Source organism: Neobacillus sp. S1227, assembly GCF_055385255.1.
Window position 1 is genome coordinate 3,814,068 of record NZ_AP038276.1, and the last position, 21,889, is coordinate 3,835,956.

At 43.5% G+C, this 21,889-nt stretch carries 15 protein-coding genes, 8 tRNA genes and 2 rRNA genes; 4 read left to right on the forward strand and 21 right to left on the reverse strand.

The window, feature by feature from the left end; all coding sequences use genetic code 11:
- Window positions 1–82: 82 nt before the first annotated feature.
- The gene (locus ACZ5AE_RS18980; RefSeq protein WP_464566158.1) at window positions 83–1,069 is read right to left on the reverse strand and encodes a helix-turn-helix transcriptional regulator; all 987 of its coding nucleotides are present in this window, start codon (window positions 1,067–1,069) and stop codon (window positions 83–85) included.
- A gap of 132 nt (window positions 1,070–1,201) precedes the next feature.
- Here ACZ5AE_RS18980 and ACZ5AE_RS18985 point away from each other — a divergent pair, with 132 nt between their 5' ends.
- Window positions 1,202–1,915: a hypothetical protein gene (locus tag ACZ5AE_RS18985; RefSeq protein WP_464566159.1), complete on the forward strand. Its 714-nt coding sequence runs from the start codon at window positions 1,202–1,204 to the stop codon at window positions 1,913–1,915.
- 36 nt (window positions 1,916–1,951) lie between these two features.
- Here ACZ5AE_RS18985 and ACZ5AE_RS18990 read toward each other — a convergent pair whose 3' ends face one another.
- The gene (locus ACZ5AE_RS18990; protein ID WP_464566160.1) at window positions 1,952–2,680 is read right to left on the reverse strand and encodes a CBS domain-containing protein; all 729 of its coding nucleotides are present in this window, start codon (window positions 2,678–2,680) and stop codon (window positions 1,952–1,954) included.
- A 159-nt stretch (window positions 2,681–2,839) separates the two neighbouring features.
- On the opposite strand from ACZ5AE_RS18990, the gene ACZ5AE_RS18995 reads away from it, so the two are divergent.
- From ACZ5AE_RS18995 to ACZ5AE_RS19005, 3 genes are all read left to right on the forward strand, one after another.
- Window positions 2,840–3,496: a CPBP family intramembrane glutamic endopeptidase gene (locus ACZ5AE_RS18995; protein WP_464566161.1), complete on the forward strand. Its 657-nt coding sequence runs from the start codon at window positions 2,840–2,842 to the stop codon at window positions 3,494–3,496.
- 150 nt (window positions 3,497–3,646) lie between these two features.
- Window positions 3,647–4,129: an HIT family protein gene (locus tag ACZ5AE_RS19000; RefSeq protein WP_464566162.1), complete on the forward strand. Its 483-nt coding sequence runs from the start codon at window positions 3,647–3,649 to the stop codon at window positions 4,127–4,129.
- Between the two features lie 83 nt (window positions 4,130–4,212).
- On the forward strand, window positions 4,213–4,398 hold the full coding sequence (locus ACZ5AE_RS19005) for a cysteine-rich CWC family protein (protein WP_464573667.1): 186 nt from the start codon (window positions 4,213–4,215) through the stop codon (window positions 4,396–4,398).
- Between the two features lie 47 nt (window positions 4,399–4,445).
- Here the strand turns inward: ACZ5AE_RS19005 and dacB are convergent, their stop codons facing one another.
- From dacB to ACZ5AE_RS19100, 19 genes are all read right to left on the reverse strand, one after another.
- The gene (gene dacB / locus ACZ5AE_RS19010; protein ID WP_464566163.1) at window positions 4,446–5,885 is read right to left on the reverse strand and encodes a D-alanyl-D-alanine carboxypeptidase/D-alanyl-D-alanine endopeptidase; all 1,440 of its coding nucleotides are present in this window, start codon (window positions 5,883–5,885) and stop codon (window positions 4,446–4,448) included.
- A gap of 110 nt (window positions 5,886–5,995) precedes the next feature.
- Window positions 5,996–7,264 (reverse strand): LysM peptidoglycan-binding domain-containing protein, encoded by a 1,269-nt coding sequence (locus tag ACZ5AE_RS19015; RefSeq protein WP_464566164.1) that lies wholly within the window; start codon window positions 7,262–7,264, stop codon window positions 5,996–5,998.
- A 146-nt stretch (window positions 7,265–7,410) separates the two neighbouring features.
- On the reverse strand, window positions 7,411–9,996 hold the full coding sequence (locus tag ACZ5AE_RS19020; RefSeq protein ID WP_464566165.1) for a DEAD/DEAH box helicase: 2,586 nt from the start codon (window positions 9,994–9,996) through the stop codon (window positions 7,411–7,413).
- A 204-nt stretch (window positions 9,997–10,200) separates the two neighbouring features.
- A complete protein-coding gene (locus ACZ5AE_RS19025; RefSeq protein WP_423802648.1) occupies window positions 10,201–10,284 on the reverse strand; it encodes a putative holin-like toxin in 84 nt (27 codons plus the stop codon).
- Between the two features lie 106 nt (window positions 10,285–10,390).
- Complete coding sequence (locus ACZ5AE_RS19030) at window positions 10,391–10,582, reverse strand: YbxH family protein (protein WP_464566166.1); 192 nt, start codon at window positions 10,580–10,582, stop codon at window positions 10,391–10,393.
- A 220-nt stretch (window positions 10,583–10,802) separates the two neighbouring features.
- Complete coding sequence (gene ppdK, locus ACZ5AE_RS19035; RefSeq protein WP_464566167.1) at window positions 10,803–13,472, reverse strand: pyruvate, phosphate dikinase; 2,670 nt, start codon at window positions 13,470–13,472, stop codon at window positions 10,803–10,805.
- A gap of 3 nt (window positions 13,473–13,475) precedes the next feature.
- Window positions 13,476–14,291, reverse strand: a complete 816-nt coding sequence (locus ACZ5AE_RS19040; protein ID WP_464573668.1) for a pyruvate, water dikinase regulatory protein — start codon at window positions 14,289–14,291, stop codon at window positions 13,476–13,478.
- Window positions 14,292–14,313: 22 nt separating this feature from the next.
- Window positions 14,314–14,949 carry a helix-turn-helix transcriptional regulator gene (locus ACZ5AE_RS19045; RefSeq protein ID WP_464566168.1) on the reverse strand — a complete coding sequence of 212 codons (636 nt, stop codon included), beginning with the start codon at window positions 14,947–14,949 and terminating at the stop codon, window positions 14,314–14,316.
- A gap of 166 nt (window positions 14,950–15,115) precedes the next feature.
- Window positions 15,116–15,922, reverse strand: coding sequence for an Fpg/Nei family DNA glycosylase (locus ACZ5AE_RS19050; RefSeq protein WP_464573669.1), 807 nt, complete (start codon window positions 15,920–15,922; stop codon window positions 15,116–15,118).
- A gap of 105 nt (window positions 15,923–16,027) precedes the next feature.
- Window positions 16,028–16,101, reverse strand: a tRNA-Ile gene (locus ACZ5AE_RS19055).
- 15 nt (window positions 16,102–16,116) lie between these two features.
- A tRNA-Trp gene (locus ACZ5AE_RS19060) sits at window positions 16,117–16,187 on the reverse strand.
- Between the two features lie 5 nt (window positions 16,188–16,192).
- Window positions 16,193–16,277 (reverse strand) — tRNA-Tyr (locus tag ACZ5AE_RS19065).
- Window positions 16,278–16,300: 23 nt separating this feature from the next.
- Window positions 16,301–16,374, reverse strand: a tRNA-Met gene (locus ACZ5AE_RS19070).
- A gap of 21 nt (window positions 16,375–16,395) precedes the next feature.
- A tRNA-Ala gene (locus tag ACZ5AE_RS19075) sits at window positions 16,396–16,471 on the reverse strand.
- 99 nt (window positions 16,472–16,570) lie between these two features.
- A tRNA-Leu gene (locus ACZ5AE_RS19080) sits at window positions 16,571–16,659 on the reverse strand.
- Window positions 16,660–16,664: 5 nt separating this feature from the next.
- Window positions 16,665–16,739 (reverse strand) — tRNA-Gly (locus ACZ5AE_RS19085).
- 13 nt (window positions 16,740–16,752) lie between these two features.
- Window positions 16,753–16,839, reverse strand: a tRNA-Leu gene (locus ACZ5AE_RS19090).
- Window positions 16,840–17,179: 340 nt separating this feature from the next.
- Window positions 17,180–20,114: ribosomal RNA gene (locus ACZ5AE_RS19095) — 23S ribosomal RNA — on the reverse strand.
- A 202-nt stretch (window positions 20,115–20,316) separates the two neighbouring features.
- Window positions 20,317–21,866 (reverse strand): 16S ribosomal RNA (locus tag ACZ5AE_RS19100).
- The 16S and 23S rRNA genes sit together here with 8 tRNA genes alongside, the layout of an rRNA operon.
- Window positions 21,867–21,889 lie beyond the last annotated feature (23 nt).

A 21,889-nucleotide genomic window follows, 5' to 3' on the forward strand; every position in this document is an offset into this window, starting at 1 on the left:
TTTTTATTATCTCACATTTTCTACCAAACGGTTTACCATTTTTGGTAAAACTAAAAGAAGCAGGTTTTATTATTGCCTGCCTCTATTCATAGGTTTGATTCATTTTTTGAATTTCCGCTTTTATTTCTTCCACTAAATCCTGAGGCTCAAGCACCTTTACATCACTTCCCCAGTTAAGGAGCCAGCGGACAAGGCCTTCGCTTCTGTTTGCTTTTACCCTTAGCCAGCCAAATTCCTGATCAATTTTTTTCATATCAGCACCAAGCCCAAAGTAATCGATCATGACATTCACCAGTGACTGTTTAAACTTCAGTGTAATCCACTGTTCTTTGCCGGCGTACATATTAAAGGATTTGTTAATGTAATCAGAGATATTAATATCAGCCTTAAGGAAAAGCTCCTCCGTGCATTGGACGTTCCGCATCCGGTCTACCCTGAAGTGGCGGAACTTTTCCTCACCGTTTAAGATCCCTATCAAATAGTAATAATCGTTTTTCCAAATGAGTGCATGCGGGCTGACCTCATAAAAATCACCATTGCGCTGGAGGACAAAATTTTTATCAATATCGTATTTACCATATTGAAACTTAATTTTTAAACTTTCATTAATTGCGATTTGAATTTGATCAATTTCATACCGCAGCTGCTGATAGGTACTGCGAATCGAACTTTCATAATGTGTAGGATTCGGAAGCTTGGATGCAAGATGCATGCTGGTCAGACCCTTCACCTTCTCAATCAATTGTTCTGCCTCTTTTTTTGTAATAAAACGTGCTGAAAGGATAGCGTTAATTAAAAGTCTCAATTCGTACTGCTCGAACCGCTTATTTTTATGGCTGTAATATTTCTTCCCAGCCGCTCCTCTGGTAACAAATATTTCGAAACGCTGGTTTGTTAAATCCTCAATGTCACGAAGAATGGCCCGCTGTTCAAATTCAAAGCCCGGTCCAAACTCCTGACGAAGTCTTTCAATGATTTCTCCCATTGAAAGCTCATTCGTTTCATCTGTTTCATTAAATAAAATTTCCCGCAGCTTAAGCAGACGCTCTCCGCTTGGAGGCTTAGCCATCTAAAATCACCTTTCTATAAAAAAATTTCTTCTACCAGAATTCTACGTTAGTACTCATTTTACCTTCCTGAAATATATTTTGGAAACTCGGACATAATAACCTCGATTAAACTTGAAGGGATGGGATGTTTGATGTCGTTAGAATGGTTTGACCGAGTTTGCAGTGAATTACAGGATCATCTTGAATCGATTTGTGAAGAATACGATCAGGCTGGCCACATGAAGATTGAGAGAGCTGCCAAGCATCCTAGGGTTGAGTTTTTTGTGGAGACCGCAGATGTTGATACTGAGGAACTGGACCGAGATTACTTTTGTACGCTGTTTTTTGATCCGCAAAACGAAGAATTTTATATTGACAGTTTCGATGTGGACAGTGGTCATACTGCAAAAATCATTCTTTCAGACATTGAGGAGATTGTCGATGAGGTACATGAAAGTCTCCATGATTACATAAACGGCGAAGACCATTTTACCGATGATGGGGTTTATCTTCAATCAGATGATGAATATTGTGAAGACGATGAATCTGAAATAGTGGATGATGACGAGGAGTATTTTGAGGGCGCACAAATAAACCGGGATGAAATTTTTGAAGAAATTGACGTGGAATGGTCCACCCCAGAGGTAACAGCCTTCAAACATGAGGATGAAGTGGAAGTAACTTATCAGTTTGGCGTGGTTCAGGAAACTGGTGATGGTGTCCTGAAGCGGATAAACCGAATTTGGACAACCGAGGACGAGTTAATCAAGGATGAATCGCATTTTATTTTCAGCAAAGAAGAGGCGGGCACCATCATTGCGATGATTGCCAGTCATATGGACCAGTTAAGCGAATTTGATTTTTAAATTTCGGAAAAGGGTGCTTTTTTAGAGCACCCTTTTTTAATCAACCGTATAATCAATCTGAATTAAATCCCATGGCGTAATTATACCAAGCGGCTTTTCACCCGCATTTCCATTTTCCGTGATCACGACTGCTTCTAATTTATTCTTCTTTTTATGAGCCTTTTCAAAAATGTTTTCCATCTGGAATACATTAATCTCTTTTGAAATGAACTCTATTGACTGTTTCTTTTCAACCTTCATAATATCTGCAATCCGAACATCCGCCAGATTGATAATGCCGCTTTCCATATGCAGCGCCATCCATTTCATGATAGAGCCAGCGGTCAAAAGGCCAATGCACTTTTGATCTTTATAAATCGGAAACTTGGAATATCCGAATTGTTTAATTGCAGAAGTTACCTTTAGAATTCTATCGTTTTCATCAAAGAAAACAACGTTTTTGGTTGCAATTGTAAGGGCGTAGTTCGGCCTGCTTAGGATGTTGGCAATTTTTTCAATATGATGAACCACTTTGGCGTTGGGTTCAGCAATATAGAATCCAACCTCCATTTTCTCATGGACAATTGCATTCCGAAGTCTGGCATACTGCTCTAAATCTTTCTTAAAGGTTTCGATGACTTGGTACTTCTTAGCACCAACCTTCACCAAAACAACAAAGCGGTCATCATTGATTTGCACAATATCTCTGAGAGCATTATGGACCTGATTAAAGGCTACCTCAAAACGTTCTGAAAGCAGTTGACCTTGATTATTTACTGGTTTCATTATTTTCTCCCGCGTGATTACTATATCTCTTTCTATTATATAAGCTTTCAATTGTATAAAATCAATATAAATTGCTTAGTAGAATAAGAAAGTGATTATTGAATAATTTTCCATTTTGTGAGATGATGAAAAAATGGTAAAAAAGGAGGTCATTTTCTTATGATAACATTAATTTTTGGTTCTATTTTACTAGTTTTTCTTATTTTTATGTATCCGTTCCTAGATATTAAGTACACAAAAGGACTAAAAGAGAAAAATGATTCCACTTCAAGAATTAAATATTATAAGTTTGTGATATCATCAGAATGGTTAGTAACGGCTGCGATCTTTTTGGTTGTAACAATTACAAGTATCACTTTTAAGCATATTGGCCTGACCATCCCTGACGAAAACCAGTCACAGATCCTTGGAATGATAGTTGGCTTTTTGGCAGGAGCAGCTTTTTTAATCTTTGTTTTAATGAAACTGCCATTTTATAAAAAGTTGATGAATAAACAAGTTTCGGAAATTGATTACCTGCTCCCAACTACAAAATTAGATAGAAATTGGTCTATTTTGGCCGCGATTACTGCCGGCATTTGCGAGGAAATTATTTATCGGGGATTTGTTATTCATTATCTGCAAACTTTACCATTTGACCTTGAAGCCATCCATCTCATGATTATTTCTTCCGGTATTTTTGGCTTTGCTCATATTTATCAAGGCTGGAAGGGTTTTATCCTCACTGGATTAATTGGATTTGTTATGGCTCGCGCATATTTGGCAACAGGATCTCTTCTATTCCCTATCGTGCTGCATATCATCATCGATATGTGATCGTTTTTATTCACTAAGAAAATAACGGAAGACCAGAATCCATCAATCAAAAATACCATTTAATTCAAAGTTTATAGGAGTGGTATCTTGACGATTTCACTCTTTATTGTTTAGCTATTAGTTGGATACTATTTTTTCGAAGGAGCCGATATGCGAACTATTACTCTATCAAATGGTCAAACAGTAGAAGTAGAATGCTTAAGCTGTGCCTTAACGAGAGGGCTAATCCATCCAGATGGCGGTGACATTATTGAGACCGAACATTTTCATGCCCATCAGGATGTTGCTTACCCAATAGAAGGCTTGGTCATATTAGCCTCGAAACGACATATTAAATGCTTTGATGAACTTACAGACGAGGAAAAACTAGATTGCATAAACCTGCTTACAAAAATTAGGAAAGTACAAAGAGATACGCTTGGAATTGAATATGTATACTACTTTTACAATGAAGATACAACCCATCATTTTCATACCTGGCTTGTGCCTCGCTATGAGTGGATGTATGAATTTGGTCGTTCCGTTGAGTCTGTGAGGCCGGTCCTGCTTCATGCCCAGAACAATATGAATGACAAAAATAATAGACATAGGGTATTAACCGCGATTGAAGCATTAAAAAAAGATTTAAATTAACATTTTGATGAGCCAAATGATATAAAATGAAATAAAAGACCTTTTAATTGGGGGGAGTTTAACTGGCTAATAAATATTGCCCGATTTGCGGGGAAGCAAACGGATGTATGTCAGGTGCAGGTGAACGTGGAAATTGCTGGTGTGATAACGAGAATTTTCCTAACAAAATCTTAGAATTAGTACCTTCCGAGAGCATAAGAAGAGATTGCATCTGCAAGAAATGTTTAGATAAATTTAGGGAAGAGCAATTTAGCAAAAATACTATTTAGCAGTGGTCCTAAAAGGCAGTGAATCTACACTATCACTGCCTTTTTATTTATTGATTTGCCAATATTTTCACAAACTCATCTTCCAGCTTCTTGCCCTTTTCTTCATCTAAAAGGTTGTTTAACATGATTGAAAAAATCAATGTTTGACCGTTTTTTGTTGTAACATAGCCGGATAAAGAACTGACAGTAGACAGAGTCCCAGTCTTTGCTTTTACCCTTCCTTGAACATCTGCGGTTTTCATCCGATTGCGAAGCGACCCGCCAGCCATTTTTTCATATACACCACTTACCGGTAATGAATTTAGATAAGAAGAGAACCACGTTTCCTTTTGGACGGCAAATAGCAGTTTGGAAATTTCGTTTGCTGGAATTAAATCCACATGGGAGACGCCTGAACCGTCACGGATGACCATTGTTTTCGGATTTAACCCGAACTTCACCATTTCCGACTCCAAAACCTCAAGCCCCTTTTCCCAAGACCCTTCACCGAGAACAACCTTTCCCATTTCCTTTACCAACACCTCAGCATGAACATTGTTGCTAAGTTTCATAAATGGAATAATCAGTTCTGACAATGGCATCGATTTGTGAGTTGTCAGTATTGTAGCGGTGTCAGGTACCGTTCCTGTTTTGATTTTTCCGGAAACCTTAATACCTTGTTCTGCTAATGATTGTTTAAAAAGTGTCAATGCATACTTGGTTGGTTCCCAAACGCCCACCCACTCTTTGATACCTTTTGAATTTAAAGGAATCTTTCCTTTTATGGTTATTGTATTTTTTGCGTGTTTCCGTTCAATGGTGAGTTGTTTTTTCACATTTTTTCGAGCAGTAACAGCCTCGTTTATAACTTTCACATAGCTAGTTTTCGGGGTGATTTTAATTACTGGCTTATCCCCTTCTTTTGAACCAGGTGTCACCATGATTTCTACTGATCCAGAATCGTAGTCTGTAGTTGGTGATGCTGTCAGTGCTGAAATCTGTGCCCCGTAATAAGTCGTTTCATCACTCCAGGGCAGGTCAAGGGGGTACCGGACATCATCAAAATGGGAATCATCACCGATTAGGTTTCCTTTTATCTTTTTAATGCCATTCTTCCGTATTTCTTTAGCCAGGTTGTCAAAATCCTCTTTTATCAAGGTGGGGTCACCTTTTCCCTTTATATAAAGGTTCCCGGCAAGTGTTTTCTTTTTTACAGGACCATCAATATGTATTTCGGTTGGAAAGGTATAGTCCTCCCCTAAAACTTTCAGTGCAGAAGCAGCTGTTAGCAGCTTCATATTGGAGGCAGGGCGGAGCCGTACATCTCCATTATATTGGTAAATCATGTTCCCATCTGCTGCTGACCGGATACTAATTCCGGCAATTGCCCCTTGCATCGTTAGGGAATTGCTCATTAGCTCCTTAATCTGACTTTCTATTTCTACAGACTTACTTTCCGCAATAACCCTATTTCGATCGATGTAATTAATAGTGGAAAATAATATCATGAAGGAAAAAAGAATTCTTATGAACAAAAAATTTCCATCCCTTCTTTTTCCTTAAAGTTTGTCCAAAACTTTCTAAAAATAAATGTACATAGGCAAACTGGACAAGCCTATTATGTTTTTATAACATCTATATGGTCCCTTAAATAAGCCCAATTTTGTGGAAATGGGAGAGTGATTTGCCAAAATGTAGTCCCAGCTAATTGATAAATATCAAGCAATCGATACTTTTCAATCAAGCTCCTGATATCCTCAAACCAGACAATACGCTCTTCTACGCCACGCCAATAACGGTACCAGGGCGATTTTGCAGTAAGGTCAAATTGAATGGGGGTACCAGTTGAGATTGCCTGATTTTGGGCGGCAAGAGCGGACATAGCCTTTGTGGCATTCGTCCTGACTACTTTATCATATCCATACATGGCAATAGCCATTTGTAATTTTCGTCGGGGGATTTGAGTGATCGAATACTGAATGACCTGCTCCATCCATGTTATAGGGGCAATGGGAGCCGGCGGGCCGCCGGGGTATCCGTAATCAATAGTCATAACTGCAACCATATCGGCCACCTGGCCGATTGCTGCATAGTCATAGGCCCCAATTATTCGATTAGTTGGGATATCCTCCGTTTTTGCATGAACATTCACATGGAGAAACAGGTCCCCTAACCCCCTTTTTAATTCTGTTAAGAAAGAAATAAAATCCATCCTTCTTGCCGGAGGAATAAATTCAAAATCAATACTCACTCCTTCAAATCCCCGTTTCCTAACCAGGTTGAGAATGCTTGCTGCTAAATTCCGCCGAAATGCTATGTTTCCAAGCACCCTGCCTGCTAAATCCGCACTAAAGCCGGCAAGTGTAAAATTTCGAATCATTAATAAAGGTTTTATTTTTAATTGTTTACATCTTGCGACAAGTGCTGCATCCTCAATCTCCCTATAGGCAAATCCTTCTTCAGTAAAGGAATAAGCAACAACAGCAAGATAACTAAGCTGACCGGCGACCGAATTTAAGGCTGTTAAATTAGCACTTTCAGAAGATGGCACGATAAATCCGAGCGCAGCCATTTGTAATTTAAGAGGAGATGGAATTTGAATAATTTGACCGATATGAAGCTGATTGGGTTGAATGCCTGGATTGGCAGCTACAATAGAGGCAGGATCCGTATGAAATTGAAAAGCTAAATTCCTAATTTGGTCACCCGCTTTAATTCGATAGTATCTAATATGAGGAAGGTTATCTGGAAGGTAGAGGGCAAGGCCAGGAACAATGGCGGACGCGGATACCAGCCCATTAAGATTGAGAATGGATTCAATTGGAACACTATACTTGTTTGAAATTCCCCATAAATCTTCTCCGGTTTGAACCACATGAACAGTCATAAATCCCCCTCCTTTCTAACATCATATGGGCAATTCGGATTTAAATACTAATATCAGCAAAATAAACGCCTATTTTCTCCTGCTAGTACCTTTCCTATTCCTCCCCGTCGAAAAAAAAAAAAAGGCCCGAAACCAGGCCTTTAAAATTAAAACTCATCCTCATCATGCCAATATTTTTTAAACCGAGCACGGTAACAGGCATCACAGGTTGGAAATGGATGGTCCCAGGCTAGTTTTTTACCGCAGTTCTTACACTTTTTCGCAAATTTCTTGATGTCGGTTTTCAACCTTTCCTGGACCATGTCACTGATTTCTTCACGCAGACGTTCCCAATAGCTAGCTTCGGTCCGTTCACCCAGCCGATATAAAAATAACAAATGCAGACCGATTGCCTTATAGCTTAATTCCAGTTCCTCCAAACTGCCTTCCTTTACGACCGGTTCCGGAAGCTCCCTCCCCTGAACAATTGCATACATTGTATCTTCCCACTGATTCACAAGCACTTGTTCATTCTTAGAAAACGGCAGATGCAAAAAGCCGTACAGGTCTGTTAGTGTCAATCGCGCTTCGATTTCACTCCCGGCAATTTTTCTATATAGTGACCGCTCTTCTGACAAGGAAGCCTTCTTCGTCCCTTTTGGGCTTTCAAATTTTTCCCATAGTACAAAGAATGTATCCAAATCATGATAATAGCGTTGGAAACGTTCAAAGACTGACGACGTGGGTGCGATAGCAAACGTCTGGACCGGACGATCCTCCTGCAAGAGCAAATTCTTCATTTTTTTAATATCATTAGTAAAGGCCACCTTACCGACATCATAAATCCCCTTCCGTCCGGCCCGGCCCGCAATTTGCTTTACTTCCTGAGAATTTAAAAGCCGCCTTCTCGTTCCATCGAATTTTTCATTTTCAAGGAAAACAATCCTGCGAATCGGTAAGTTCAAGCCCATCCCGATGGCATCTGTTGCGACAATCACCTTTGTTTTTCCTTCATTAAAAAGCTGAATTTGCTGTTTCCTTGTCTCCGGGGGCATGCTGCCATAGATCATGCTGACCGAATGGCCGTCATTTTGCAGCCGAGATGCCATTTCCAATACCCTTCTTCTTGAAAAACAAATTAGCGCATCCCCTTTTTTAATATGTTTAATATGAAATTCCTTCGATTCCACCTCAAGAGGGGTATCGCGGCTATATTCATTAATCGTGATATCGGAATCACCTAAAAGCTCAAGCAGCATTTCCTTCGAATTGCGGCTGCCAATGATATGGACTTCCTCCGCATTTGCCTTGGTGATTGCCTTATACCAAGAAAACCCTCGATCCTTATCGGTTATCATCTGAGCCTCATCAATCACGACGACTTCGAAATATTCCTTTTCATGAAACATTTCAACCGTACAGGAAATATGGCCAGCTCCAAGGACAACCTTCTCTTCTTCTCCTGTTTTAAGGTTACACGGTGTGCCTTCAGCATTTAATTTATCAAATACCTCAAGTGCCAGAAGTCTTAATGGAGCTAAATAAAGGCCGCTCTCAGCCTGCTTCATCTTCTCCAAGGCATGATGTGTTTTGCCAGTGTTGGTTTCACCAATGTGCAGGACATAGCGAATGTGACGTCCTTTAAGGGAAGGGTCATATTCCGTACCGAAAATATCCCTCATAATCCGTTCTTCTTCTGCCCTTTTCCTCTCCACCTCTGAAAGCTCTTCTGCCTGTTTTCTTTCTCTTTCCTCTAAATCTTGATCAAGCCGCTTCCGGTGAACTTCCTCATCAAATGGGATATTAACAAGCTTCAATAAGTCGGCAACGTATTCTTCTTGGATATCCTCTAAATAATAACCAATAACATCATAAATCACATTGATCATAGATTCTTTCACAAATACTGCCGTGAGCTGTTTAGCAAATGTTTCCTGGAACCTATCCTTCAAATCCAGCGGTAATTCCTGTAATACTTTATTAGGCAGTAATTCTGAAAGATAATCCGAAATCAAGCTTTCATATACGTAGTAATAGGTCTCGTATTCAAAATAGCTTCGTCCCCACTCTTGAGGAGGTTTATGGATGTCACCGGTCAACTCTTCGAAAAAATCAGCAACCGTTTGATATGATAACGAATCAAACGAACCTTCTGAGACCAATTTCTCCTCCAGAGCTATTGGTTCTATAGATTGAAATTTCGTACTAGATTCAAAATCGGCGGCTAATTGTTTAGCTGTGAATTGACGTACATATAAGTAAAAACGGGCGTACTGTTCTTCGATGATGGCAGACGCTTCGTCTTCTATTTCTTCACGAAAGTCCGCCTTTTCTTCTTCAAGCAGCCTTTCCTGTTCCCTTTTAAGGAAGTTTTCTTTAGCCTGCTCGAAGCGAGTTTGCCAATCTTCCTCATGTCCTTTAAAGTTTTCAATAACCCAGCTAAGTGTATCGAAAGGCTGATACAACCTCATTTCATCACGAAACAGTTTGTTAATCAGCTTTCGATCGACACCCTGTACCTCATAATCTCTTTCACTTAAAAATTGTTTCTTTTCATTTTTCGAAACATCATTTGTTACTTTGTTCAGCCATACATTAATCCAAATCTGCTCTATATACTGACTACGGTCAGCCAAATATTGCTCAAAAGAAGGCAGCGTTTCACTGTATTCAAAATAACGTTCCATATCCTGCAATACTTTTTGTTTCGTATGTTCAATTGCTTGAGGGTAAATGGCTTCAAGCTTGCTCATATAAATCCCTTCTTTAATATAGATATTTTCTTTCTTTTTGCAAAAATGTTATGTATAATGTTCAGTAAGAAGTGCATATAGTAAAAAAGACCGAGCATGAAGTCAAGGTGCTAGCTCGGCCATGCAATAGCTGGTTCCCATCAAGGGGATTCGGCAAAAGAAGGGCAAAAATCCACCGCTTATGCTTGCCGGCTCAAGGGTGGATTATTTTTTTTGGTGAAAAGACAGAATGGCGATAATCAGGCTGGCAAATGAGACAGCTAACATCAAGGCCTGAAATACTGTCAAACAGCATCACCCCCTTTCATTAGGAGATGTGCCGCCCACCCTTGAGAAGTCCTATTCTATTGCAATTTAGATTATACCATTAAAAACCAAAACGAACAAGCGTTCCCTAAATATTATGTAACTCACAATACTTGTCCACTAATTCTTCAATTTGGTCCAATTCCGGAAACTTCCCGGCAAACTGAAATTGGATTTCCTCAATAAACTCTTCCTTATTGTAGACGTGAATTGCTCCATTTTGCTGGATTACGCTATATTCCGGCACGAACCGAAAGCCGCTGCGTTCAATTGCCCCCATTTTTATGGCCCCTTTTAAGTTTTTTCATAGTATTTGCAAAAAATAAAACACTAAACCCTTATAAAAAATCAAGTTACGTTTAAAAGATTGTATTCTTAGGATAAATATTTATGTTTAAAGGACTTTTGTCAATGCACCAAACCTTCTATCGGCGAATCATATCTTAACTCTGGGTACAAAAAAGAACGGCACCTAAAGCAGTGCCGCCTTCTCAATCAACTTATGCAGTTGTATACACTTCCTCACGATTTGCTTCATGACGGATGGTGGCCTGTGCAGCAGCCAAACGTGCAAGCGGCACGCGGTATGGCGAGCAGCTGACATAATCCAAACCAGTCCGGTAACAGAAATCAATTGAGCTTTTCTCTCCGCCATGTTCCCCACAAATGCCTGTTTTTAAAGAAGGCTTTGTTGCACGGCCAAGCTTAACGCCGGTTGCCACAAGCTTACCGACACCATCCTGGTCAAGAACAGCAAATGGATTTTCTGGCAGTACCTTGTTTTCAATGTATGCCTGCAAGAATTTCCCTTCTGCATCATCACGGCTATAGCCGAATGTTGTTTGCGTCAAATCATTCGTTCCGAAGGAGAAGAAATCAGCTTCCTCGGCAATTTGATCTGCAGTTAAAGCTGCACGTGGAATCTCAATCATCGTACCGATCGTGTAGTTAATGGCCTTGCCCTTTTCTTCCTGAACACGGACAGCGGCATCGACAACCAACTGACGCATTTGCTTCAATTCATTAACGTGGCCTACAAGTGGAATCATGATTTCAGGCTGGACTACCAAGCCCTTTTCCGCTACTCTAACGGCAGCATAGAAAATCGCCTTTGCCTGCATATCATAAATTTCCGGATGTATCATGCCAAGGCGGCAGCCGCGGTGGCCCAACATTGGATTGAACTCATCCAACTGGCGAACCTTTTTCAGCAGCAGTTCTTTTTGCTTTAACTCTTCAGAATCCGGATTGAGAATTTGCAGTTTTGTTACTTCTACTAAAAGCTCTTCTTTATTCGGTAAGAATTCATGAAGCGGCGGATCCAATAAACGAATCGTTACCGGCAGACCTTGCATTGCCTCGAAAATTCCCTCAAAATCACCTTGCTGCATCGGTAAAAGTTCTTCAAGTGCTTCCATTCTCTCACTATAGGTTTCTGCTAAAATCATTTTTTGAACGATTGGAATCCTCTTTAAATCCATAAACATATGCTCTGTCCGGCACAATCCAATTCCGCCGGCACCGAATTCAAATGATTTCCTGGCATCCTCGGGATTATCGGCATTTGCACGGACTCCTATTTTGCGTTCTTGGTCGGCCCAAGCAAGAAGCTGCTGGAACTCTTCTGATAATTCAGGGTCGATCATTGGGATTTCGCCAAGCATAATTTCACCTGTTGAACCATCAACCGTGATAATATCCCCATGCTTAACAACTGTTTCACCCACAGTGAATTGTTTTGCTTTCATGTCAATCTTTAGGGCTTCACAGCCGCAAATACAAGCTTTCCCCATACCGCGGGCAACCACGGCAGCGTGGCTTGTCATTCCACCTCGGCTAGTTAAAATAGCTTGTGCTGCAACCATACCGTGGATGTCATCCGGAGTGGTTTCAGGAGAAACTAGGATAACTTTTTTACCTTCATTTCTTAATTGCTCCGCTTCATCGGCATCAAAAACAACCCGGCCCGTAGCGGCACCTGGTGATGCCGGCAAGCCTTTAGCTAATATTCGTCTTTCAGCCTTGTCATCGATTCGGCGATGCAGCAGTTGGTTTAATTGGTCAGGATCGACACGAAGCAGCGCTGTCTTTTTATCGATAATTCCTTCCTTCACCATCTCAACAGCAATGCGGATAGCCGCCTGAGCTGTACGTTTTCCGTTCCGTGTCTGGAGGATGAATAGTTTTCCGCGTTCAACAGTAAATTCAATATCCTGCATTTCCTTGTAATGCTGTTCAAGGCGTTGGCATGTCTCTGAAAACTGCTGGTAAACACCAGGCATTTCATCCTTAAGGGTTGCAATTGGCTGTGGGGTACGGATACCGGCAACAACATCTTCGCCTTGAGCGTTTATTAAATATTCACCATAAAGCACATGCTCACCGGTGGAAGGATTTCTTGTAAAAGCAACTCCTGTTCCTGAGTCGTCCCCCATATTACCAAACACCATGCTTTGGATATTAACGGCCGTTCCAAGGTGATCCGGGATTTTATTTAAGCGGCGGTAAACAATCGCCCGTTGATTATTCCAAGAATTGAATACCGCATTGATAGCAAGGAAAAGCTGCTCTTTTGGATTTTGCGGGAAGTCCTTGCGAGTATGCTTTTTGACAATTTCCTTATAGCCAACAATGACTTCCTTCCAATCTTCCGCAGTCATTTCAGGGTCAGAGGTATACCCCTTGTGTTCGCGCGTCTCTTCTAAAAATTGTTCAAAATAATACGTATCAATTTCAAGGACCACGTTGCTGAACATTTGAATGAATCGGCGATAAGAGTCGTAAGCAAATCGAGGATTATTCGTTAATGCAGCCAAGCCCACAACTGTTTCGTCATTCATCCCCAGATTTAATATGGTATCCATCATCCCAGGCATTGAAAAAACTGAACCGGATCGAACCGAAACAAGTAAGGGATTTTGCGGGTCACCGAGTTTTTTGTTCATTTTTTCTTCCAAAAGTCTTAAGGCCTCTAATGTCTGTGATTCTACTGAAGCTGGAATAGTTTTATTAGACTCATAATAAGCATTGCAAGCTTGCGTTGTAATGGTAAAACCATATGGAACCGGCAGGCCGATTCTTGTCATTTCTGCTAGATTCGCTCCCTTTCCCCCAAGTAAATCCCGCATATTGCCATGGCCTTCATGAAATAAATAAACGAATTTTTCCATGATTTAAAAGCTCCTCTCTTTTTTCAACACGTCTAAAATTAAACCTGCAGTTTCTTCGATTGCTTTATTCGAAACATTTATGATAGGACAGCCTACGCGTTTCATGATTTTTTCGGCATAATCTAGTTCGTCGAGAATTCTCTGGAAGCTCGCATAATTCGCCTTTGAGCCCAGCCCAAGTGCTTTTAGGCGCTCAGTGCGAATTTCGTTTAATTTATCTGGTGAAATAATTAAACCAATACAATTTTTTCTCGGTATTTTAAAAAGTTCATCTGGCGGAGGCACTTCTGGAACCAACGGCACATTGGCCACTTTAAAACGCTTATGGGCAAGGTACATGGACAGCGGCGTTTTTGAAGTCCGGGACACGCCGATTAAAACGATATCAGCCTTCATAATGCCTCTTGGGTCCCGTCCATCATCATATTTCACAGCAAATTCAATCGCCTCGATTTTGCGGAAATATTCTTCGTCTAATTTTCTCATTAAGCCAGGCTGGTGGTGGGGTTGTTTGTTAAACCTTGTTGTAAATGCATTCATTAATGGGTTGAGGAGGTCAACTGCCATTATCCCCTCTTCCATGGCACGCTTATCTAAATAATCTTTTAATTCCGGAATGACGATGGTGTAGGCAATGATGGAATGGTCCTTTCTTGCCAAAATAATCACATCTTCAATGTCTTCAATGTCGTCTACATATGAGTTTCTGCGTATTTCTACCTGTCCACCATTAAACTGTGTTGCCACTGCTTTTACAACAAGCTCAGCCGTTTCACCAACCGAGTCAGATACTACGTAGACAACTTCCTTTTGTACCAAAATCACAGCAACTCCCCTTAAACTATTTTTCTTCCATAAATTCTAAATAGGCCCTTGTTATTGTCGTTTTGGTAATTCTCCCCAACAACAAATATGTATTATTTTTATGATCGACTTCCTTTACCACCGGTAAGGAATCAATATGAAAATTAATCATTTTTTTGGCCGCTTCCAGCAAGGTTTCCTCTGGATTAATCGTGATTATATTAGGCATTCTTGTCATAATGACACTTACGGGTAATTCCTGCAGGTTTTTGTTCCCAAGTGCAGCCCTGAGCAAATCCTTTCTGGATATTACACCTGCAAGGTTACCTTCTGTATCCACCGCATAAAGTGTTCCAACATCCTCGAGGAACAGCTGGACAATCGCATTATAAACAGAAGTTGATTTTTCAACTACGATTGGATGAGCCTTAAAATCGGATACCTTTTGCTGAATAAACTTCTTCGCCTGCCGTTTTACTTCTAATTTGTCATTAAAAAAATACCCGACACGCGGTCTGGCATCCAGACTGCCGGACATGGTCAAGATTGCAAGGTCCGGTCTTAATGCCGCTCTGGTAACAGAGAGCTTCTCCGCAATTTCTTTACCGGTTATCGGGCCGTTTTCCTTTACAATCTGCAGAATTTCGTCCTGACGCTTGGTGAGTTTAATCATTAACACCCCCTTATTCACAATAAATATGTTATATATATCTAAATGTGTTATACTTAATTGTATATAGTATAGTACATTTAAACAAATTCGGAAACAATAATTTTAACAAATTGGTTAATTTTTTCGTTTAATAAAAAAACCCGCCGAAATTCGGCAGGGAACAGTACTACTTTTGACAATCTGGACAATAAAAAGTGTTCCGGGAAGAGATTTTTTCCATTACGATTATGGCCCCGCAACGTCTGCATTTCTCCCCCTCACGGTCGTATACTTGGCATAATGGATTAAAACCGCCCGTTATTTTATCACCCTTGAATGTGGGATTTTCCATGTAACCTCCATTTTGAATGGCCACTTGGAGAATTTTTTTCATCGATTGAAACAATTGAGAACGGCTAGATGGACTAATGTCATCAATGTCTTTGGCTGGCAAAATTTCTGCATCAAAGCAGATCTCAGCAGAATAGCAGTTGCCAATTCCTGCAATAAACTCCTGATCCAAGAGTGTGGTCTTCAATCGGCCATGCTTGCTGCCAATTCGTTTCATAAATTCCTCCAATCTAAAACTGCTCAGCGGCTCCGGCCCTAGATGGGAAAGGTTTTCTTCTGCTTCCTGACGGGAATATAAATGAAGATATCCCAGACGCAGACCAATAAAGTATAAATGTTCATTTCCGAAAGAAAGCTGAACCTGTATAGTTCGTTTAGGTTTATCCGCTTCTTGGCCATAAAACATCCATCCTCCGAGCATTAAATGCAATAACAAAAGCTGACCATTTTGGAGGTGAAAAAGAAGGTGCTTCCCCCTTCGAGAAATGTTAGTTATTTTTTGATTAAGAACGGTCCTTTTAAAAAGCTCGAGATTCACATTTATCGATTTTTCACGGTTTACTTGGACATCGGTAATGGTTTTATCAGCAATCTTTTGACTTAAAAGAATCTTATAGTTTTCCATTTCCGGCAGTTCAGGCATAATGTCCTCCTCCATAACTCTTTTCCTTTATGTTTTCCAAAACGGTAAAATCAAATAAAAAAACCGAATCACACGGACTCGGTTTTAGACTGTTTTCTATTAGAGTGGGCCTAAATGGACTTGAACCATCGACCTCACGCTTATCAGGCGTGCGCTCTAACCAGCTGAGCTATAGGCCCATTATGTAATTGTAACAGGGGCAGTAGGAATCGAACCCACACTGAAGGTTTTGGAGACCTTAGTTCTACCTTTAAACTATGCCCCTATAAATGGTGGAGGGGGACGGATTCGAACCGCCGAACCCTGAGGGAGCGGATTTACAGTCCGCCGCGTTTAGCCACTTCGCTACCCCTCCATTATAAAATTGGCAAAATATAATAGCGGCGGAGGGGATCGAACCCCCGACCTTACGGGTATGAACCGTACGCTCTAGCCAGCTGAGCTACACCGCCAAATTACATATTTAAATTAAATGGTGGAGCCTAGCGGGATCGAACCGCTGACCTCCTGCGTGCAAAGCAGGCGCTCTCCCAGCTGAGCTAAGGCCCCATACTTTTAGATAATCGGGTAAAAAGGATTTAGTGAACGACCTGTACGTCCCGAACGTAGTGTTCTACCAATCTGTGCTATTTCCCAATAGAGAAATAATGGTGCCGAGGACCGGAATCGAACCGGTACGGTAGTCACCTACCGCAGGATTTTAAGTCCTGTGCGTCTGCCAGTTCCGCCACCCCGGCATGTTTGGAGCGGAAGACGGGATTCGAACCCGCGACCCCCACCTTGGCAAGGTGGTGTTCTACCACTGAACTACTTCCGCATTTTAGTCTCTTTGGTGCGGGTGAAGGGACTTGAACCCATACGGTATTACTACCACTAGAACCTGAATCTAGCGCGTCTGCCGATTCCGCCACACCCGCAAGGTATAATAATGATTATTGGGATTTCATTCCCTCAAAACTAGATAATATAGAAGAAGTAAATAAGAACGAGTTCACCAAATTACATTGTTCATTGTGTAGCTCCAGCGTCCAGCAACTAGTGTCCTTCGGTCTTTTCCCTACGATAAGTCAACATCGATTCGCTTGCGCTCATCGTGTTTCCTTTAGCTAATCAGAATTTATTACTAAATTCTGAACGCATAAGTTCAACTACGCCTCTGTCTGCGCCTAACCCGCTTGCCAATCGGCGAGTTTACACTTATCTCAGTCAAAGTCCTCCAGGCCATACGTTGCTAACCGGCCGCTTCCGCTTTTCGATTTGGTTAAGTCCTCGATCGATTAGTATCAGTCAGCTCCACACGTCACCGCGCTTCCACCTCTGACCTATCAACCTGATCATCTTTCAGGGATCTTACTAGCTAGACGCTATGGGAAATCTCATCTCGAGGGGGGCTTCATGCTTAGATGCTTTCAGCACTTATCCCGTCCGCACATAGCTACCCAGCGATGCCTTTGGCAAGACAACTGGTACACCAGCGGTGCGTCCATCCCGGTCCTCTCGTACTAAGGACAGCTCCTCTCAAATTTCCTGCGCCCGCGACGGATAGGGACCGAACTGTCTCACGACGTTCTGAACCCAGCTCGCGTACCGCTTTAATGGGCGAACAGCCCAACCCTTGGGACCGACTACAGCCCCAGGATGCGATGAGCCGACATCGAGGTGCCAAACCTCCCCGTCGATGTGGACTCTTGGGGGAGATAAGCCTGTTATCCCCAGGGTAGCTTTTATCCGTTGAGCGATGGCCCTTCCATGCGGAACCACCGGATCACTAAGCCCGACTTTCGTCCCTGCTCGACTTGTAGGTCTCGCAGTCAAGCTCCCTTGTGCCTTTACACTCTGCGAATGATTTCCAACCATTCTGAGGGAACCTTTGGGCGCCTCCGTTACATTTTAGGAGGCGACCGCCCCAGTCAAACTGCCCACCTGACACTGTCTCCCACCCCGATAAGGGGTGCGGGTTAGAATTTCAATACAGCCAGGGTAGTATCCCACCGACGCCTCCACCGAAGCTGGCGCTCCGGTTTCTCAGGCTCCTACCTATCCTGTACAAGCTGTACCAAAATTCAATATCAGGCTACAGTAAAGCTCCATGGGGTCTTTCCGTCCTGTCGCGGGTAACCTGCATCTTCACAGGTACTATAATTTCACCGAGTCTCTCGTTGAGACAGTGCCCAGATCGTTACGCCTTTCGTGCGGGTCGGAACTTACCCGACAAGGAATTTCGCTACCTTAGGACCGTTATAGTTACGGCCGCCGTTTACTGGGGCTTCGATTCAGAGCTTCGCGTGAGCTAACCCCTCCTCTTAACCTTCCAGCACCGGGCAGGCGTCAGCCCCTATACTTCGCCTTGCGGCTTTGCAGAGACCTGTGTTTTTGCTAAACAGTCGCCTGGGCCTATTCACTGCGGCTCTTCGGGGCTATTCACCCCAAAAAGCACCCCTTCTCCCGAAGTTACGGGGTCATTTTGCCGAGTTCCTTAACGAGAGTTCTCTCGCTCACCTTAGGATTCTCTCCTCGCCTACCTGTGTCGGTTTGCGGTACGGGCACCATTCATCTCGCTAGAGGCTTTTCTTGGCAGTGTGGAATCAGGAACTTCGGTACTATATTTCCCTCGGCATCACAGCTCAGCCTGATGAGAAGCGGATTTTCCTACTTCTCAGCCTAACTGCTTACACGCACATATCCAGCAGTGCGCTTACCCTATCCTCCTGCGTCCCCCCATCACTCAAACGATAAAGAGGTGGTACAGGAATATCAACCTGTTGTCCATCGCCTACGCCTTTCGGCCTCGGCTTAGGTCCCGACTAACCCTGAGCGGACGAGCCTTCCTCAGGAAACCTTAGGCATACGGTGGATGAGATTCTCACTCATCTTTCGCTACTCATACCGGCATTCTCACTTCTAAACGCTCCACCAGTCCTTACGGTCCAGCTTCAACGCCCTTAGAACGCTCTCCTACCGCGGACACCACATGGTGTCCACCCACAGCTTCGGTGATACGTTTAGCCCCGGTACATTTTCGGCGCAGAGTCACTCGACCAGTGAGCTATTACGCACTCTTTAAATGGTGGCTGCTTCTAAGCCAACATCCTGGTTGTCTAAGCAACTCCACATCCTTTTCCACTTAACGTATACTTTGGGACCTTAGCTGGTGGTCTGGGCTGTTTCCCTTTTGACTACGGATCTTATCACTCGCAGTCTGACTCCCACGGATAAGTCATTGGCATTCGGAGTTTGTCTGAATTCGGTAACCCGATGAGGGCCCCTAGTCCAAACAGTGCTCTACCTCCAAGACTCTAACTACGTGAGGCTAGCCCTAAAGCTATTTCGGAGAGAACCAGCTATCTCCAAGTTCGATTGGAATTTCTCCGCTACCCACACCTCATCCCCGCACTTTTCAACGTGCGTGGGTTCGGGCCTCCATCCAGTGTTACCTGGACTTCACCCTGGACATGGGTAGATCACCTGGTTTCGGGTCTACGACTACATACTATTTCGCCCTATTCAGACTCGCTTTCGCTGCGGCTCCGTCTCTTCAACTTAACCTCGCATGCAATCGTAACTCGCCGGTTCATTCTACAAAAGGCACGCCATCACCCATGAACGGGCTCTGACTACTTGTAGGCACACGGTTTCAGGTTCTCTTTCACTCCCCTTCCGGGGTGCTTTTCACCTTTCCCTCACGGTACTGGTTCACTATCGGTCACTAGGGAGTATTTAGCCTTGGGAGATGGTCCTCCCTGCTTCCGACCGGATTTCACGTGTCCGGCCGTACTCAGGATCCACTCAGGAGGGAACGAAGTTTCGACTACAGGGCTTTTACCTTCTATGGCCGGCCTTTCCAGACCGCTTCATCTACCCCGTTCCTTTGTAACTCCATGTTGAGTGTCCTACAACCCCGAAAGGCAAGCCTTTCGGTTTGGGCTGTTCCCGTTTCGCTCGCCGCTACTCAGGGAATCGCGTTTGCTTTCTCTTCCTCCGGGTACTTAGATGTTTCAGTTCCCCGGGTCTGCCATCAATACCCTATGTATTCAGGTGAAGATACTGTTCCATTACGAACAGTGGGTTTCCCCATTCGGAAATCTCCGGATCGGCGCTTACTTACAGCTCCCCGAAGCATATCGGTGTTAGTCCCGTCCTTCATCGGCTCCTAGTGCCAAGGCATTCACCGTGCGCCCTTTCTAACTTAACCTATAAGGTTTTTACTCTTAAAAATAAGAGAGAAAAACTAAAATGGCGATTACTCGGTTCTTACTTGGTTACTTCTTCTTTTACGATTATCTAGTTTTCAAAGAACGAAAGTTCTGAGAGATAATTCCCTCAAAACTAAACAAACAAGAAACAATCAAACAAACATGTATTGTCTGGCTCATAGGTCCAGCTTATATCCTTAGAAAGGAGGTGATCCAGCCGCACCTTCCGATACGGCTACCTTGTTACGACTTCACCCCAATCATCTGTCCCACCTTAGGCGGCTGGCTCCTTACGGTTACCCCACCGACTTCGGGTGTTACAAACTCTCGTGGTGTGACGGGCGGTGTGTACAAGGCCCGGGAACGTATTCACCGCGGCATGCTGATCCGCGATTACTAGCGATTCCGGCTTCATGCAGGCGAGTTGCAGCCTGCAATCCGAACTGAGAATGGTTTTATGGGATTGGCTTCACCTCGCGGCTTCGCTGCCCTTTGTACCATCCATTGTAGCACGTGTGTAGCCCAGGTCATAAGGGGCATGATGATTTGACGTCATCCCCACCTTCCTCCGGTTTGTCACCGGCAGTCACCTTAGAGTGCCCAACTGAATGCTGGCAACTAAGATCAAGGGTTGCGCTCGTTGCGGGACTTAACCCAACATCTCACGACACGAGCTGACGACAACCATGCACCACCTGTCACTCTGTCCCCCGAAGGGGAAATTCCTATCTCTAGGAGTGTCAGAGGATGTCAAGACCTGGTAAGGTTCTTCGCGTTGCTTCGAATTAAACCACATGCTCCACCGCTTGTGCGGGCCCCCGTCAATTCCTTTGAGTTTCAGCCTTGCGGCCGTACTCCCCAGGCGGAGTGCTTAATGCGTTAGCTGCAGCACTAAAGGGCGGAAACCCTCTAACACTTAGCACTCATCGTTTACGGCGTGGACTACCAGGGTATCTAATCCTGTTTGCTCCCCACGCTTTCGCGCCTCAGCGTCAGTTACAGACCAGAAAGCCGCCTTCGCCACTGGTGTTCCTCCACATCTCTACGCATTTCACCGCTACACGTGGAATTCCGCTTTCCTCTTCTGCACTCAAGTCCCCCAGTTTCCAATGACCCTCCACGGTTGAGCCGTGGGCTTTCACATCAGACTTAAAGGACCGCCTGCGCGCGCTTTACGCCCAATAATTCCGGACAACGCTTGCCACCTACGTATTACCGCGGCTGCTGGCACGTAGTTAGCCGTGGCTTTCTGGTCAGGTACCGTCAAGGTACCGGCAGTTACTCCGATACTTGTTCTTCCCTGACAACAGAGCTTTACGACCCGAAGGCCTTCATCGCTCACGCGGCGTTGCTCCATCAGACTTTCGTCCATTGTGGAAGATTCCCTACTGCTGCCTCCCGTAGGAGTCTGGGCCGTGTCTCAGTCCCAGTGTGGCCGATCACCCTCTCAGGTCGGCTACGCATCGTCGCCTTGGTGAGCCGTTACCTCACCAACTAGCTAATGCGCCGCGGGCCCATCTGTAAGTGTCAGCCGAAACCGACTTTCAACCTTCCCTCATGCGAGGGAAGAAATTATCCGGTATTAGCTCCGGTTTCCCGAAGTTATCCCAGTCTTACAGGCAGGTTGCCCACGTGTTACTCACCCGTCCGCCGCTAACCACCAGGAGCAAGCTCCCAGTGATTCGCTCGACTTGCATGTATTAGGCACGCCGCCAGCGTTCGTCCTGAGCCAGGATCAAACTCTCCAAAAAAATGAGACTTCCGTCACGGACGT